Genomic DNA, 14,487 nt, shown 5'->3' with positions numbered 1-14,487 from the left:
GAGCCGACGGCCCCGCCGGCCGTCACGACGCCAGGGTGACCAGCCGGGTGACGAGATCGGCGAAGGGCCCGTCGCCCGGCTCGTTGCCGAACATACGGCGCAGCAGGGCCGCCATCTCGGCGTCGTGCGCGGCGCTCACCGCCGCCAGCGCGGCGAAGTCGTGCACGAGCTGCACCTCCAGCTCACGGCGAGGGATCCGCCGCCCGTCCAGCCAGATCAACGCCGTCGACTCGACGAGCGAGATCCACGAGCGGACCACCAACTCCAGCCGGGCGGGAGGATCCTGAACCTCCAGATGCGCGAGGATCTGGACATACGCGGCCTGGCGCACCGAGTCGACGAGCGCGTTCGTCCGGGACACCGCGTCCAAGGGCCGGTCCGTGTCGGCGGGGACCGCGGGGCCGCCGCGCATCAACGCCGAGAAACCGGGCCCGTGATCCTCGACGAAGTCGAAGAACCGGCGCATGACGCGCAGCAGCCGCGCCCCGAGCGGGCCCTCGTGCGGCTCCACGAACCGCGCCGCGAGGTCCTCGGACGCACGCTTCAACGCGGCTTCGTAGAGACTGAGTTTGCCCGGAAAGTAGTGGTAGACCAGCGGCCGCGAGATGCCCGCGGCCGAGGCTATCTCGTCGATGGAGACCTCGTCGGGGGAGCGCTGGCTGAACAGTTCGAGCGCGACGCCGATCAACTGCTGCCGCCGCTCCTCGACTCCCATTCTGCGGCGTACCCCGGTTGTCATGCGAACACCTTACCGATCGGATCCGGACCCCCACGGGCCGGAGCGGCCATGGCCTTTCACACATTCGGCACACTTCACTCACCAAGCCCTCGCGGCACACCCATCGGTATCGAGCCACCGCGCCTGCGTTCAGCCTTCTCCGGTACGCGTTCCGCGGTCAGCGCAGGCCGCTGATCTCCCGTCCGTCGTCGAGTGTTCCCTTCAGCCCGGCCCGGACCCCCTGCCGCGTCCGCACCGCGAGCACGTTCCCCCGCGCCGATCCGCTCGCCCCGCCGGTCGCACCGATCGACGCGGTGCCCTTGCTGCCCGCGGCGAGCAGGTACCACGTCCCTGCCGCCGACTTCCACAGCACTCCCGCCAGCACATGGGGATCCTTCGCGCCGCACGCGGGCACGCTCTCGGCCTTCGCCGCCACAGCGCCGTACCGCCCGCCCGGCGTGTGGAACTGCGCCAGCACCCGCGGCCCCCCGCCCCGCCAGGTGTCCGCCCGTGTGCACACCCACGACGCCTCCCCGGACCCGTCCGGCAGCTTCTGCCGCGCGTACTCCCACGCGTTCACGGACCGCACACCCTGCGACCACACCGTCGAGAGCGAGCACGCGAACGGGGACCAGGCGCGCAGCGCCGCCGCCCCGGACACCTCCCGCGGCGCGCCCGGCCGCCCCACGGTGAGGTGGGCGGGCGTCAGCTCCCCGAGGTCGGTCAGCAGCCGGGTGCCCGAACCATCGGTCAGCTCCAGCACGTTCCACGACGTGCACGAGCCGGTCTGCCGCGCCCGGCCGGCCAGGGGCGCGGTCACCCCGTGGTCCGGGCCCAGATCCATCGCCCCCGACCGCGGCCGCAGCAGGTCCCGCTCGGCCGCCCCGGTCACCCAGGGTGCCGTCAGATAGCGGACGTCGCCGTCCGCCCGGCCCAGCACCACCGCGTCCGCCTCGGCACCGGATGCCCCGTCGACCCGGGCGAAGTCGAGCGCGGCCCCGCCGGTGCCCTTGTCCGGCTCGGCGTAGCGCACGATGCGCAGCCCGTCGTAGAAGACCACCACCCGCGCGGCGTCGACCCGGCCCGCGTACAGCAACTGCGGAGGGCCGGCCGGGGGGCCCGACGGCGTGCCGGGGGTCGCCGACACCCGGACGGAACCGCCGGGCCGCGCCCAGACCACGAGCGCGCGGCGCAGCAGCGCCGTGTCGCGGGTGAGGCCGCCGCGCGCGGGCCACACGGAGAAGTCGGTGCGCGCCGACGTCGTCCACGCGGTGGGCGGCACCTTGGTCAGCCCGGCCGGATCAAGGGCGGCCCGGACGGCCGGGTTCTGCACGTCGGAGGGAGCGGCCGCGCCGTCCGGACCCCAGCCGCCGTCCGGCAGGGTGAGCAGCGCGCCGCACACCGCGACGGCCGCCACGGCGGCGAGGGCGGCCTTCGTGTGCTGTCTGCGCCGCATCAGATCGGTCGGCCGCGCCTGCAGCGAACACGGGTCGAACTCGGGGGACAGGAGCAGCGCGTCCTGGACGGGCACGCGCCCGGCCTCGCGGACGGCCGACGCCGGGTGCGCCACGCCCGCGGCGCGCAGCAGCTTGCGCACGCCGTCCTCGGGGAGCTTCTCCAGACCGCGCAGCACATAGGCGGCCCGGGCGGGGCCGGACAGGGCCGACAGCCGCTGGTCCAGGGCGAGTTCGTCGGCGCCGCCCGAGCGCGGGAAGAGCCGCAGACCCCACACCTGGGGCAGTGGCCACGGCAGTTGGGCCCGCTTCGGCCAGGCCGTGCGCTTCAGCGGCCGGCCCGCCTCCAGCGCCGAACGCACCACCCGCAGGCGGACCAGCGCGTAGCCGGGGTCGCCGTCGCGGCCTTCCCACAGGCTCTCGGCGGCTGTTTTGGCCTGGGCCGGGATCAGTGACGCGGTGGCCCGGCCGCGGGGCAGCGCGCGCTGGGTGAGGGCGTGTGCGGTCAGCACCCGGCGGCTGCGGCCGAGGCCCGGCGGCAGCACCAGATAGGCGAGCCGGACGAGCCGGGGGTAGTGCTCGACGAGCGCGGCCTCGGCCTGCCCGACGTCGACGACCGGGCCGGAGGCGGGGGCGGGGCGCGGGGCGACATGCTGTGACTGCACGTCCGGTCAAACGACCGAGCCGGGGGTTGGTCACCTCGGCCGCCGCCCTCGCGGCCCGCGTGCAGGCCGGCGCGATGGCGCGCCCCACAGCGGCGTGGCCGCGGCGGCCGCCGTGCGCGAGGGCCGGCCCCACGGAGGCGAGCCCCCGAGCCCGGCCGGCCGCGCGCACCACCGCGAAGCCGGCCAGGACCTGTGCTCCTCATGCCGACGGACCGGCCACCGGGTCCGGACCGCGTCCCGCGGCGCGTCCCGCCGCGGGACGCGGCACCGTCTGCCCGTGGGCGCTCGCCCGGCAACGCACCCGGTCCACCGGCATCCCGGCCCGGACGGGATCAGCGCTCGGGCTCGACGAGCAGGCGGGCGTAGTTCGCCATCGACCTCTGGTAGCGCGGCAGATGGGGCGCGAGCGCGCCGAGCACGAGCGAGAGGCCCTCACGGTCGCGGCCCAGGCTGGACAGGCAGAGGGCCAGACAGGCGCGCACGGCGTCGTCCAGTTCGTCGGAGGGGGCGTCGAGTTCGGGCGTGAGCAGCCTGACGCCCTCCTCGGCCTGCCCGATGTTCCGCAGCGAACTGGACAGCTGGATCCTGGCCCGGCGGCCGCGGTAGCCGTCCAGGCCGAGCGCCAGCGCCTCCCGGTACAGCGGGACCGCCTTGTCCGAGTGGCCCGTCGAGTCCCAGGCGCAGGCCCGTTCGAAGGGGCCCAGCGGGCTGTCCTCGGGCAGCTCGGCGACCAGGGCGTCGATCACCGCGCGGAAGTCCGCGGCGTCCGCCTCGGCGTAGTCGTCGAAGGCCGCCCACGCGGCGGCCATGCGCGCTTCCCAGCCCTGCGTGCTCACGCTTCCTCCTCGTCCCGGCTCTCAGGCCGACCACCTTCGCACATGCGCGCCGGAACGGGCAGCGGTTTTCGCGTGGTCGCGGAGGGGGCCCGTGGTGCCGTTGAGCACGGGGCACTGCGGAGCCGTAGGGAGGGGCAGGGCCCTCGTGGGGTCTTCAGCGGCACGGCGGGAACGACCGGAGGAATTCATGAGGTGGACGCGCGAGAATCTGGCGGCCGGTGCGGCCGTCGCCCTGCTGGTGCTGACCGGCTGCGGCGGGTCGGGCGGGCCGGGCGACGCCCAGGACAAGGTCCCGGCGACCGCGACCGGCAGCCTGGAGGACCTGGCGGCGAACGTGCGCTGCAAGCCGAGCATCCAGACCGACGCCGACGAGATCCGCCAGGGCGTCTGCGAGAACGCCGACGGCCGGTTCGTCCTCGCGACCTTCGCCACCGACCGAGGGCAGCGCGACTGGCTCAACGACGCCAAGGACTACGGCGGCCACTACCTCGTGGGCCGCAAGTGGGTCGCCGTCGGCGACGACGGAGTGGTCGAGGCGCTGCGCGGCAGACTCGGCGGCGAGGTCGAGATCGGGGTCGATCACCGCGCCCATGCCGGCCACGGCGGCTGAGCCGCACCTGGCGTACACGCCGAAGGCCGGTGGCGGGATGTTCGCCACCGGCCTTCTTCTGCGGGCCACCCGCTCAGCGGGTCACTAACACCTCCGGCCGCTGTTGACGCAGTTGGCGATCTTCTTCGCCAGGCCGCCGGTCGTGATGCTGATGAAGTCGTCGTGGTCGGTGGCCGGCTTGTGGAGCTGCTCCGGGAAGCCGTCCACCGCGTAGGCGTTCTTGACCTGGCCGTTCTGGACGACCGGCCGCGGAACGCTGTACACGAGACGCATCGTCAGCTGCGGGATCGCCTTGAAGCCGTTCTGGCAGTTGCCGCCTGCGTCGGCGAAGGCCACGTGCGTGCGGTGGTTGGCGCTGTCGATGTTCTGGCCGTCCCAGCAGCTCTGGAAGGCGAACGTGCGGACCACCTTGCTGCCCTGCGGGCAGATCGGGTACTGCGTCGTGAGCTGCACCTTGTTCTCGAAGCCGGTGCAGCTCCAGTGCGCGTTGGCGTTCGCCAGGCCGTTGGTGGTGGTCTTGGCGTCACCGGTGATGATGCGCAGGAACTGCGGCATCGCGACGACCTTGCTGGTCGGGCTGCCGACGTACCGGATCTGGGCCTGCTGGGCGACCAGGATCTTGCCGACGTTGCCTTCCTTGCCGCCGCCGTCCCGGTTCTGGTCGAATTCCTGCGTACCGTCCTGCAGACGCAGCACCGGCCAGTAGTACGCCGACAGGTCGTTCTTGTTCCGGCAGCTGGTCCCGCCCTGCAGGAAGTTGTTGTTGTCGGAGAACGCGTTGATCTTCTGGTTGCCGATGTAGTCGTGCGTGTGGTGGGCGCCGTTGGTGACGCCGGGGGCCACGATCACGTTGTCGGTGTTGCGGTTGCCGTTCGCGTTGACCCCGCACCTGGTGGTGAAGGTACCGGTGGAGGCGTTGCGGGTCCGGCGCGGTTTGGCCGGGACGTTCGGCCGGACCTTCGTGATGTCGACGAAGTCCGCCGCGGACGGGCCGTTGCCGGCCTGACCGCCGTTGCCCTGCTGCTGCCCGTTGTTCTGGCCGCCTTGCTGTTGGCCGTTGCCCTGCTGCTGCCCGCCTTGCTGCTGCCCGCCCGCGTTGGTCTGGGCCTGGTCGGCGGCGGTCCCGGTGCACGCTGCCAGACCGTCGAGCGAGGACGGCGCGCTGGCGCCCACCCGCCTGAAGTCGATCTTGATCCGGTCGATGACCGCGACCCGCTTGTCCTTGAGCGGACCGAGGATCGCGTTCTGCACGAAGCCGGCGTCGTTCGCCTGCGCCTGGCGCGTCGAGGCCAGCCGGGCGTACGCCTCGGTGACCTGCTTGTCGAGGGTTGCCAGCTCCCTGTCGACGTTCGACTTCGCCGCGCTCGGAACGCTGGTCAGCCGCTGGCCGACGTCCGGGCAGGTGATGGTGGCCACCTGGGCGGCAGCCGCCTTGGTGGTGTTCTGCGCGTTCGTCTCGTGCGCCGAGGCGTAGTAGTTCGCCCAGACCAGCCCGCCCCCACCGAGCGCTAGGGCCGCGGATGCGGCTATGGCCTTGGTGGCCAGCGGCGTACGGCGTTTTCTCGTGTTGCGTCCCATGGAACTCCTCTGACTTCCTTTCGGGGCGGAGGCGCCCGACAGGGGTGAAGCGGCTCCCTCCCATACGCAAGGGGCCCGTGAGGTGTTCAGAAACCCCTGAAAAACTTGCAAGTTCATGAGGCGATTTCGGGCAAGAGGCGCAGAAGACCTGGTTTCAGCGGGAGTTGAGTGGGGTAGACCACCCGGAATTTGAATCTGGTTCAGTGCCCGGGGTGCGGCGCATCCCCCCCGCATCCCCCGCGGTCCCACGCATGGTCGACGACCCTGATCCAAATAGGGGAGGACGGCCAGAACCCGGCGAGTGTCGTCGCCGGAAACCTCCGGGCCGAGTTTCACGAAGATGTCGGAGGTGTGTTCGGCGATCGCCCGTTCCGTGGCGACGAGCGGGGCGGCGATCGCGAAGTTCGAGCGGCCCTGTGCCATCAGTTCCAGCACTTCCAGCTCACGGGGCGTCAGACGGGCCGGCGACCGGTCGTCCGCCGCGTGCCGTGACAGCAGTTGCCGGATCACCTGCGGGTCCATGGCGGTGCCGTCCCCCCCCCGCGACCCGCCGTAGGGCGTCGACGAACCGTTCGCGTTCCAGCATGCCCGCGGCCCGCGCGCAGGTCAGTGGGGCGCCCATCCGCCCGGGGGGTGTAGCCGGCACCACCTTCCGGGGTGGGCGGTCACAGCCCGAGCAGTCTCGCCTCGACGGCGGGGTCGAGGCCCACCGCCGGCCGGCCGGGCCGCTGCGGCGCGGTGCTGCCGATGCCCCGCAGCCAGCTCCAGGTGTCGGCCACGGTCTCGGTGACGGGACGGCACCGCAGCCCCGTCGCGACGGCCCGCGACACGTCTGCGGCGTGCAGGGCGTCGTGCAGGTCGCTGCCCGGTGGCACCCACACGGGCAGCTGCGTCCAGGGCTCGACGCCCGCGTCGAGGACGGCCTCCGGGGTTGTCCAGCGCAGCTCGGCCGCCGCACCGGTGACATCCACGCACGCCTCCAGGAGCCCGCCCATGGTGGCGTGCCCCTGCGGACCCATCAGGTTGCAGGGCCCGCTCAGCCCCTGCGTGACCGCCCCGAGGATCCACTCGGCGAGGTCGCGGACGTCGACGTACTGGAGGGGGAGGTCCCGCGGGCCCGGCGCCAGGACCGGGCCGCCGCGGGCGATCCGGGTCAGCCACCACGGCAGCCGCCCGACGTTCTCGTACGGCCCGAGGATCAGCCCCGCCCGCACGAGCACCGAGCGGTCCGCGCCGAAGGTGTCCAGCGCGGCCAGCTCACCGCCCCGCTTGTCCCGCGGGTACTCGGTCGTCCCGGCGTCCGCCGCGGTGCCCTCCACCAGCGGCGCGTCCTCGGTGTACCCGGCGGGCGGGGCCCACGCGTACACCGAGCAGCTGGACACATACACATACCGTCCGGCGCGGCCGGTGAGCAGCCGGGCGGCCTCGTGCACCGCGCGGGGCGCGGCCGACCAGGTGTCGACGACGGCGTCCCACTCGCCCCCGGCCAGCGCCGCGAGCCCACCGGGCGCGGTGCGGTTCCCCCGCAACGCCCTCACCCCGGGCGGGGGCCGGCGCCGCCCCCGGTTGAGGACCGTCACCTCCCAGCCCCGCCCGAGCGCCGCCTCCACGACGGCCCGCCCCGCGAACTCCGTACCGCCCAGCACCAGGAGCCTCATGCCACGACTGTGCCCGCACGGACGGTGGGGCGGAACCCGGATCTGCTCACAGGAGACTCCGCGGCCGGCGCGGCGTGGCTCACCGCCCGGACGGCGGGGCGTACCGGTGGGCCCCCGCGCCGCACGGTCCAAACCGCCGTGCGGCGCTCGGCGCCGAGCTTGCGCCGCGGCCGGGCGACGCGGACGTCGGCGGTCCGCCCGTCGCCCACCTGCCCGTAGCCCCGACTCCCGGTCGAACTCGTGGTGCCGGCGGAAGACCGGCTTGTGCACCGTTCGGACGCCTCCCGGGACCGTTCCGCCCCGGCAGCGCGAGGGGGCGCCCACCCCACGGGCGGACGCCCCCGACGGCGGGTGGATCAGACCCGGCCGGCCTTCTCCAGGGCCGTGCAGCAGGTGTCGACGAGCAGACGGGTCACCACGTACGGGTCGACGTTGGCGTTCGGACGGCGGTCCTCGATGTAGCCCTTGCCGTCCTTCTCGACCTGCCACGGGATGCGGACCGAGGCGCCGCGGTTGGAGACGCCGTACGAGTACTCGTTCCACGGGGCGGTCTCGTGCAGGCCGGTGAGCCGGTCGTCGATGCCGGCGCCGTAGTTCTTGACGTGGTCCATCGGCTTGGAGCCCTCGCCGAGCGCCTCGCAGGCGGTGATGATCGCGTCGTAGCCCTCGCGCATCGCCTTGGTGGAGAAGTTGGTGTGCGCGCCCGCGCCGTTCCAGTCGCCCTTGACCGGCTTCGGGTCGAGGGTGGCGGAGACGCCGAAGTCCTCGGCGGTGCGGTACAGCAGCCAGCGGGCGACCCACAGTTGGTCGGCGACCTCGAGCGGGGCCAGCGGGCCGACCTGGAACTCCCACTGGCCGGGCATGACCTCGGCGTTGATGCCGGAGATGCCCAGGCCCGCCTTCAGGCAGTTCTCCAGGTGCGCCTCGACGACCTCGCGGCCGAAGATCTCGTCGGCGCCGACACCGCAGTAGTAGCCGCCCTGCGGGGCCGGGAAGCCGCCCTCCGGGAAGCCGAGCGGGCGCGAGCCGTCGAAGAAGGTGTATTCCTGCTCGATGCCGAAGACGGGCTCCTGCGCGGCGAACTTCCCGGCGACCTCCGCCAGCGCGGCACGCGTGTTGGACGGGTGCGGGGCCAGGTCCGTGTCGAGGACCTCGCACAGCACCAGGATGTCGTCGCCGCCGCGGATCGGGTCGGGACAGGAGAAGACCGGCTTGAGCACGCAGTCCGAGGAGTGGCCCTCGGCCTGGTTCGTGGAGGACCCGTCGAAGCCCCAGACGGGCAGCTCCCCACCCGTGGCCGTCTTGAAGGAGTCCGCCAGGATCTTCGTCTTGGAACGGAGTTTGGCCGTCGGCTCGGTGCCGTCGATCCAGATGTACTCAGCCTTGAAGGTCACGGGCCACATCCTTCGGGGGTGGGTCTCGACGTGCGGTCGACGTCGTTGCGGGTGCGCGGCGCGGCGCGGCGGCAGCGGGGCGCCGGGCGCTGCCGGGCAGCCTGGCAACAGGCGATTTCTCGGCCATTGCCCGTCTGTGAATGCGGTGTTACCTGGTGCTGGTGTGCCGCACTGAACGCGGTGAGGCGAACGGCCCGGACGGCAGAGGCGTGCACGGCGGCCGTGGGGCGGGCACGGGTGTGCGCCCGAGCGCCGCCGCGCTGCGCTCGGGCGCACCTGCCGGTCCTGCTGCCCGTGGCCGCGGGCAGCAGGACCCCTAAGCCGCGGGCGTCACCCCACCTTCTCGATCAGAGCCCGGCGGATCAGGAACTTGCTGGGCTCGCGGACCTGCTCGAAGGCCGCGTTGTTGAGCAGCACACAGCTGCCGGAGACCGATGTGACGGTGACCGTCGTGGACTTGTTGTTGTCCAGGTTGGTGACCTTCAGCCTCGTGCCCGACGGGAACTGGTCACTGGACGCGGCCGGGGCACCGCTCTCGCCGGAGAGCGTCACGGCCGAGCCCTTGCAGACCTGCTGACCGGTGGCGCTGCCGGCGTTGCCCGCCGGCGCCGTCGTCGCGGGGGTGGAGGTGGCGGCCTGCGAGCCCTGGGGGTCCTGAGCCGACCCCCCGGCCTGCGCGCCGCCGCCGGCCTGCGCCGATCCGCCCGGCTGTACCGACTCCCCGACCTGGCAGCCGGACGCCTCCTGCTTGCGCCTGATCTCGGCGACGACCGCCTCCCGGTTGGCGATCCGCGCCGCCGACTGGGCGTCCGGGGCGGCCTTCTGCGCGGCGATGAACGACTCGTTGTTGCCGAGTGCGGTGGCCAGTCCCTGGCAGACCGTCGAGTCGGACGCGTTCTGCACATTGGCCGCGTCCGAGGTGGCCGCGAGGGCGAAGGCCCCACCGCCGGCCACGGCGACGGCGCTGACCAGCAGCGCGAGCTTCTTCTTGGGACTGAGGGTTCTCCTACGCGACATGCGCGCCTCCTGACCCCGGCCGCCCTCCCGGACGGCCGGACGACATGCGTACGCCGCTATGTACGAGATGCCGAACGATGGTGCTCACGGGTCCCGGGAGCCGATGACGTAACGTGCATCACACGGACGGTGCGGCTCAGCGTGTCAGGGCGTCCCGTACCGCCTCGTCCGTGCGCGCGACGACGGCCGTACCGTCATCGGCGGTGATGATCGGCCGCTGGATCAGCCGGGGGTGCTCGGCGAGCGCACGCACCCAGCGGTCACGGCTCGCGTCGTCCCGCGCCCACTCCTTCATGCCGAGCTCCTTGGCGACGGCCTCCGCGGTGCGTGTGATGTCCCACGGTTCGAGCCCGAGCCGCGTCAGCACGTCGCGAATCTCGTCCTCGCTCGGAACCTCCTCCAGATAGCGGCGCACGGTGTACTCGGCGCCCTCGGCGTCGAGCAGACCGATCGCGCTGCGGCACTTGGAACAGGCCGGGTTGATCCAGATCTCCATGCCCGTCACGGTAGTCGACACGCGTCGCCGGCCCCGCTCACACCCTGTCCCCGCCTCCTGCAGCCCGCACCCGGCCGTCGGTTCTGTTCGATTTATCGCCGTCTTGCGCCCCTTCCGTCCCAGCTGCGGTGACGCTGCGCCAATTTCCTTGCTGACCTGGACCTTTGACGGATCCTTCGGACTCCCGGGATGTCAGTGCCCGGCAGTAGACTGGAGGCAGTGTTCGAGGGAGTTGACGGGACGTCCGGACCTCTCCCTGACCGCGACAGGAGGATGCCTGTGCCCGCTGCCGCAACCAAGCCGAAGCCGACCCAGTCCACCGCCCGCCGGCCGGTCCCGATGGAGCTGCCGTACGCGCCGATGACGAAGCGACCGCTTCCGCCGGGGCGGCCGCGTGACTGGTACGTCACGCACAACCGGCGACTCAAGGCGATGCGTCTCGCCATCGCGCTGCTCGACTCCGGGGTGTACATGCCGAACCAGGCGCGCAACGAGACGATACGGAGCACGGCGGAGCTGATCGGGGTTCATCCGCCGTCGGACACGACCTGCCACATGGTGCGGGCGCTCATGCGGTACAGCCGCTGAGCCGTGACGCCGGGTGCCCCGCCGCTCCGGGGCATCCGGCGCCTTTCGGTTCCGCCGCTCCCGCCGCCCGCGGGCCCGGGAGCCGGCCGCTTCCGTTCCCCGTCACCCGAAGTGCCGTATCCGGCATGCGCTCCCGCCCCGGCCCGGCCTTCACTGGAACCATCGAGGGACGACGGGAGCAGCGATGGCACGGCACGGCATGCGGGACACGGCGCGGGGCTTCGGGGCGGTCGTCGTGGCGGCCGCCGCGCTCTGTGGCTGCTCCGGCGACGGCAGCCCCTCCGGGAACGCCTCCCAGGCGGCCTCCGCGGCGGCCTCCGCCGCCGCCTCCCTCGCCTCGCAGGCGTCGAGCGCGCTGGCCTCCGCGACCGCCGAGGCCGGTCGCCGGCTCGACGAGATCAAGGGCGGCGCGGACGCCAAGGGCGACGTCAGGGCCGGTACGACGTCCACCGATGCCGACGGGCGGAGCGCCGCGGAGATCACCGTCACCAACCCGACGAAGCAGACCAGGACCTACGTCGTCCAGGCCGACTTCCGAGACAGCGACGGCAATCTCCTCGACACGGTCGTGGTGACGGTCGACGACGTCGCCGCCGGCGCGTCGAAGAACGCCACCGCGGTCAGCCATCGCAAGCTCTTTGGCCACGTCACCGTCGATGTCGCCCGAGCTGTCCGGTACTGACCCGGTGACCGGCTCCTGTACGCCGTGGCCGGGCCCGCGGCCTCCGCGTCCGTACTCGTCGCGCTCGGGCCCGCGTCCCACGGGACCGCCGGCCCCGCGTCCGAGCGCGGGCCCCGCGCACCCGCGGCCGACGGCCCGCTGAGGCGGGCCGCGGGTCACAGGAGGAAGGGCAGGTCCACCACCGGGGCGACACAGGCGGTGCATCCGATGGCGACGAGCGCGGCGAACGTCAGGGCCCTGGCGGGGCTGGAGGCCGCCGGGCCGGCGGCTCCACAGGGAAACCTTGAGCGTCCGGCGCAACCTCGCGTACCGGCGGGGCCTGGCGGGCGATCGCGAACGCACGGCCGAGGAGTTCGCCGGTGCGGCGCCGGACGCGGAGCGCGCGCTCGGCGCCGGCCGTCCGACCGCGCCGACGTACCGCGTCGACCTGGCCTTCTGGCGCGGACTCCCCGGTGGCCCGGCCACCGCGCCGGCCGGTCCGGCCGCTCTGCAGCCATGATCGAGACGGTGCTCGGCGTGGAGTACCCGCGAGCCCTGCGGACCCGGCAGCAGCGGGCGGAGCTCCTGGAAATCTCCGGTGACGGTGACGGTCCGACCGCCCTGCTCGCCGCTCTGCCGGCCGACATGATCCGGGTCCAGGGCAGTGACCACCCGCGCACCCGTGAGGCCGCCCGGGCGCTGGCGAACCCGCCGCGGCCAGGCGTCCTGAACCCCGAGCGGTGCCCGGCTCCTGGCGGGAAGAGCGGGTGCGCACCACGAAAGGCATGGTCCTCGACACCACCTGCCGCAAGGCCCGGGGATCCGGCCAGATACCCCAGGGGGTATTTTTTTATATACCCAGGGGGGTATCCTGGGTGCCCGTAAGGGACAGACCTCACGAAAGGGCAATGTGCCATGTGCCAGCGCACTGTGTGCCGCACCTGCGGCAAGTACACCTACTCCGGCTGCGGCCAGCACGTCGACCAGGTCCTGGCGGGCGTGCCGGCCTCCCAGCGCTGCCAGTGCAGCGCGGAGCAGCGGAACTCCGGCGGGTTCTGGTCGCGGCTCGGCCGCCGCTGAAGGACGGGGCGCCCGAAGGGCGGGGGGCGTCCGGCCCGGAGATCCGGCCGCTCAGTCCTCCGTCCCCGGCGCACCCCAGACGGGGAACCAGCGGGAGAGGTCTTCCTCGATCCGCAGGTCGTTCTTGAGCAGAGCGGCCAGCTGAAGTTCCAGGGCGTTGTCGCGCTTCTGCCGGCCGGGCAGCGGGCACATCGGGTAGAACGTGCCGCGCTTGTACAGATACACCAGGGCGAGCCGCCGCCCGCCCTCGTCCCGGAAGCCGGCCACCGAGCACAGCAACTGGGGGCCGAAACCGTTCGCCTCCATCGCGCTGTTCACCGCGTGCAGATCGTTGACCAGGTCGGTCAGCTGGTCGGGTGCGCGGCGTGACACCAGCCAGGAGTAGCCGTACTCGTCCCGCCGGAGTTCGACGGGCTCTCCCGTGCGGTCCGTGTCCGCGTCCAGGAGCGCCTGCACCTCGCGGTGCGCCTGGGTGAACGCGCCGCCCTCGACGGTGGCGAAGCAGACCGCGCCGGTCCCGGTCGGAGTGAACCCGGCGCCGGCCTCCAGCGTGATGGCCGCCGACGGCAGCGCGAAGAGCCGGTCGAGGTCGGGCGCCACCGGTTTCGTACGACCGAGCAGGATGTCCAGCAGTCCCATCCGCTCAGCCCGCCTTTCCCGGCGCCGCCGCCTCACCCAGCTCCGTCGAGATCCGCGCGAGCTGATCGAGCCGCTGCTCCAGGCTCGGGTGGGTGGAGAAGAGGCGGGAGATGCCGGGTTCGGCGCCGAACGCCGGGGTGATGTAGAAGGCGTTGAACGCCTGGGCCGTGCGCAGGTCCCTCGTCGGGATGCGGGCGATGTCCCCGGTGAGCTTGGTCAGCGCGGACGCCAGAGCCGAGGGCCGCCCGGTGAGCTGTGCCGCGGCACGGTCGGCGGCCAGCTCCCGGTACCGGGACAGGGCCCGGATCAGCAGGAAGCTGATCGCGTAGACGATCGCGGAGATCCCCATCACGGCGCCGAAGACGGCGACGGTGTTCTGGTCCTTGCGTCCCCGCCCTCCGAAGAGCTCCGAGTAGAACGCGAACCGGACGACCAGCCCGGCGATCACTCCGAGGAACGAGGCCACCGTGATCACGGCGACGTCCTTGTGCGCCACGTGCGACAGCTCGTGCGCGAGCACGCCCTCCAGTTCCTCGGGCTCCAGCCGCCGCAGCAGACCGGTGGTCACGCACACCACGGCATGATCGGGGCTGCGGCCGGTCGCGAAGGCGTTCGGCATCTCCATGTTCGAGACGGCGACGAGCGGCTTGGGCATGTCCGCCACGGCGCACAGCCGGTCGACCACACCGTGCAGCTGCGGATACTCCTCCGGCTCCACGATCCGCCCGTGCATGGCGTACAGCGCGATCCGGTCGGAGAACCAGTACTGCGCGCCGAGCACCGCCGCCGCGATCACCACGACCAGCACCCAGGACTTCAGCAACGCGATCAGCGCGGCGACGAACGCCACGTACAGCAACCCGAGCAAGAACAGCGTGACCGTCATCCGTACGGTCAGCCCCCGATCGCTCCGGAACCGGCTCCGCATCCTGCATCACCCCGCAGTAGGCCGCAGCACTCGTCCCTCCCATTGTGCGCCCGCCCCCCGCCCATGGGCCGGTCCCGAACGGCCCCATGGCAGGCAAAGAGTCCCTGAGTCCCTGGGACGAGTGACCCTTCCGCGGCCGGAACTCCACCGGCCCGCGACGCGACG

General features: G+C 72.8%; 15 protein-coding genes and 1 pseudogene. 5 read left to right on the top strand and 11 right to left on the bottom strand.

Going from position 1 to position 14,487, the window contains the following annotated elements:
* Nucleotides 1–22: 22 nt before the first annotated feature.
* From ACFSL4_RS24195 to ACFSL4_RS24185, 3 genes are all read right to left on the bottom strand, one after another.
* Complete coding sequence (locus tag ACFSL4_RS24195) at nt 23–739, bottom strand: TetR/AcrR family transcriptional regulator (protein WP_381086692.1); 717 nt, start codon at nt 737–739, stop codon at nt 23–25.
* A gap of 157 nt (nt 740–896) precedes the next feature.
* A complete protein-coding gene (locus ACFSL4_RS24190) occupies nt 897–2,837 on the bottom strand; it encodes a hypothetical protein (RefSeq protein ID WP_381086689.1) in 1,941 nt (646 codons plus the stop codon).
* Nucleotides 2,838–3,169: 332 nt separating this feature from the next.
* Nucleotides 3,170–3,646: a tetratricopeptide repeat protein gene (locus ACFSL4_RS24185; RefSeq protein ID WP_381086857.1), complete on the bottom strand. Its 477-nt coding sequence runs from the start codon at nt 3,644–3,646 to the stop codon at nt 3,170–3,172.
* 214 nt (nt 3,647–3,860) lie between these two features.
* On the opposite strand from ACFSL4_RS24185, the gene ACFSL4_RS24180 reads away from it, so the two are divergent.
* Entirely contained in the window at nt 3,861–4,283 is a 423-nt protein-coding gene (locus ACFSL4_RS24180) for a hypothetical protein (protein WP_381086686.1), read from the top strand.
* Between the two features lie 84 nt (nt 4,284–4,367).
* Here the strand turns inward: ACFSL4_RS24180 and ACFSL4_RS24175 are convergent, their stop codons facing one another.
* From ACFSL4_RS24175 to ACFSL4_RS24150, 6 genes and pseudogenes are all read right to left on the bottom strand, one after another.
* The gene (locus tag ACFSL4_RS24175) at nt 4,368–5,861 is read right to left on the bottom strand and encodes a DUF1996 domain-containing protein (protein WP_381086854.1); all 1,494 of its coding nucleotides are present in this window, start codon (nt 5,859–5,861) and stop codon (nt 4,368–4,370) included.
* Nucleotides 5,862–6,197: 336 nt separating this feature from the next.
* A pseudogene (locus tag ACFSL4_RS24170) lies at nt 6,198–6,383 on the bottom strand (LuxR C-terminal-related transcriptional regulator); the annotation flags it as partial.
* A gap of 143 nt (nt 6,384–6,526) precedes the next feature.
* Nucleotides 6,527–7,519 carry an NAD-dependent epimerase/dehydratase family protein gene (locus ACFSL4_RS24165; protein ID WP_381086683.1) on the bottom strand — a complete coding sequence of 331 codons (993 nt, stop codon included), beginning with the start codon at nt 7,517–7,519 and terminating at the stop codon, nt 6,527–6,529.
* 356 nt (nt 7,520–7,875) lie between these two features.
* Nucleotides 7,876–8,913, bottom strand: a complete 1,038-nt coding sequence (glnII, locus tag ACFSL4_RS24160; RefSeq protein ID WP_381086680.1) for a glutamine synthetase — start codon at nt 8,911–8,913, stop codon at nt 7,876–7,878.
* 330 nt (nt 8,914–9,243) lie between these two features.
* Entirely contained in the window at nt 9,244–9,930 is a 687-nt protein-coding gene (locus tag ACFSL4_RS24155; RefSeq protein WP_381086677.1) for a hypothetical protein, read from the bottom strand.
* A gap of 136 nt (nt 9,931–10,066) precedes the next feature.
* Nucleotides 10,067–10,426, bottom strand: coding sequence for an arsenate reductase family protein (locus tag ACFSL4_RS24150; RefSeq protein WP_381086674.1), 360 nt, complete (start codon nt 10,424–10,426; stop codon nt 10,067–10,069).
* Between the two features lie 279 nt (nt 10,427–10,705).
* On the opposite strand from ACFSL4_RS24150, the gene ACFSL4_RS24145 reads away from it, so the two are divergent.
* The 4 genes from ACFSL4_RS24145 to ACFSL4_RS24130 all read left to right on the top strand — a co-directional run bounded on the left by ACFSL4_RS24145 (nt 10,706) and on the right by ACFSL4_RS24130 (nt 12,755).
* Entirely contained in the window at nt 10,706–11,014 is a 309-nt protein-coding gene (locus ACFSL4_RS24145) for a hypothetical protein (RefSeq protein WP_381086671.1), read from the top strand.
* 184 nt (nt 11,015–11,198) lie between these two features.
* Nucleotides 11,199–11,696: an FxLYD domain-containing protein gene (locus tag ACFSL4_RS24140; RefSeq protein WP_381086668.1), complete on the top strand. Its 498-nt coding sequence runs from the start codon at nt 11,199–11,201 to the stop codon at nt 11,694–11,696.
* A 283-nt stretch (nt 11,697–11,979) separates the two neighbouring features.
* The gene (locus tag ACFSL4_RS24135) at nt 11,980–12,195 is read left to right on the top strand and encodes a hypothetical protein (RefSeq protein ID WP_381086665.1); all 216 of its coding nucleotides are present in this window, start codon (nt 11,980–11,982) and stop codon (nt 12,193–12,195) included.
* Nucleotides 12,196–12,590: 395 nt separating this feature from the next.
* Complete coding sequence (locus tag ACFSL4_RS24130; protein WP_381086662.1) at nt 12,591–12,755, top strand: hypothetical protein; 165 nt, start codon at nt 12,591–12,593, stop codon at nt 12,753–12,755.
* Between the two features lie 51 nt (nt 12,756–12,806).
* Here the strand turns inward: ACFSL4_RS24130 and pspAB are convergent, their stop codons facing one another.
* Together pspAB and htpX are read right to left on the bottom strand one after the other, a co-directional pair.
* The gene (gene pspAB / locus ACFSL4_RS24125; protein ID WP_381086659.1) at nt 12,807–13,394 is read right to left on the bottom strand and encodes a PspA-associated protein PspAB; all 588 of its coding nucleotides are present in this window, start codon (nt 13,392–13,394) and stop codon (nt 12,807–12,809) included.
* Nucleotides 13,395–13,398: 4 nt separating this feature from the next.
* Complete coding sequence (gene htpX, locus ACFSL4_RS24120; protein ID WP_381086656.1) at nt 13,399–14,322, bottom strand: zinc metalloprotease HtpX; 924 nt, start codon at nt 14,320–14,322, stop codon at nt 13,399–13,401.
* Between the last annotated feature and the right edge of the window lie 165 nt (nt 14,323–14,487).

This window comes from Streptomyces caeni (assembly GCF_042678285.1).
Lineage (GTDB): Bacteria > Actinomycetota > Actinomycetes > Streptomycetales > Streptomycetaceae > Streptomyces > Streptomyces caeni.
Note: the sequence above shows the minus strand (reverse complement) of the source record. Positions and strands in the feature narration are given on the sequence as shown.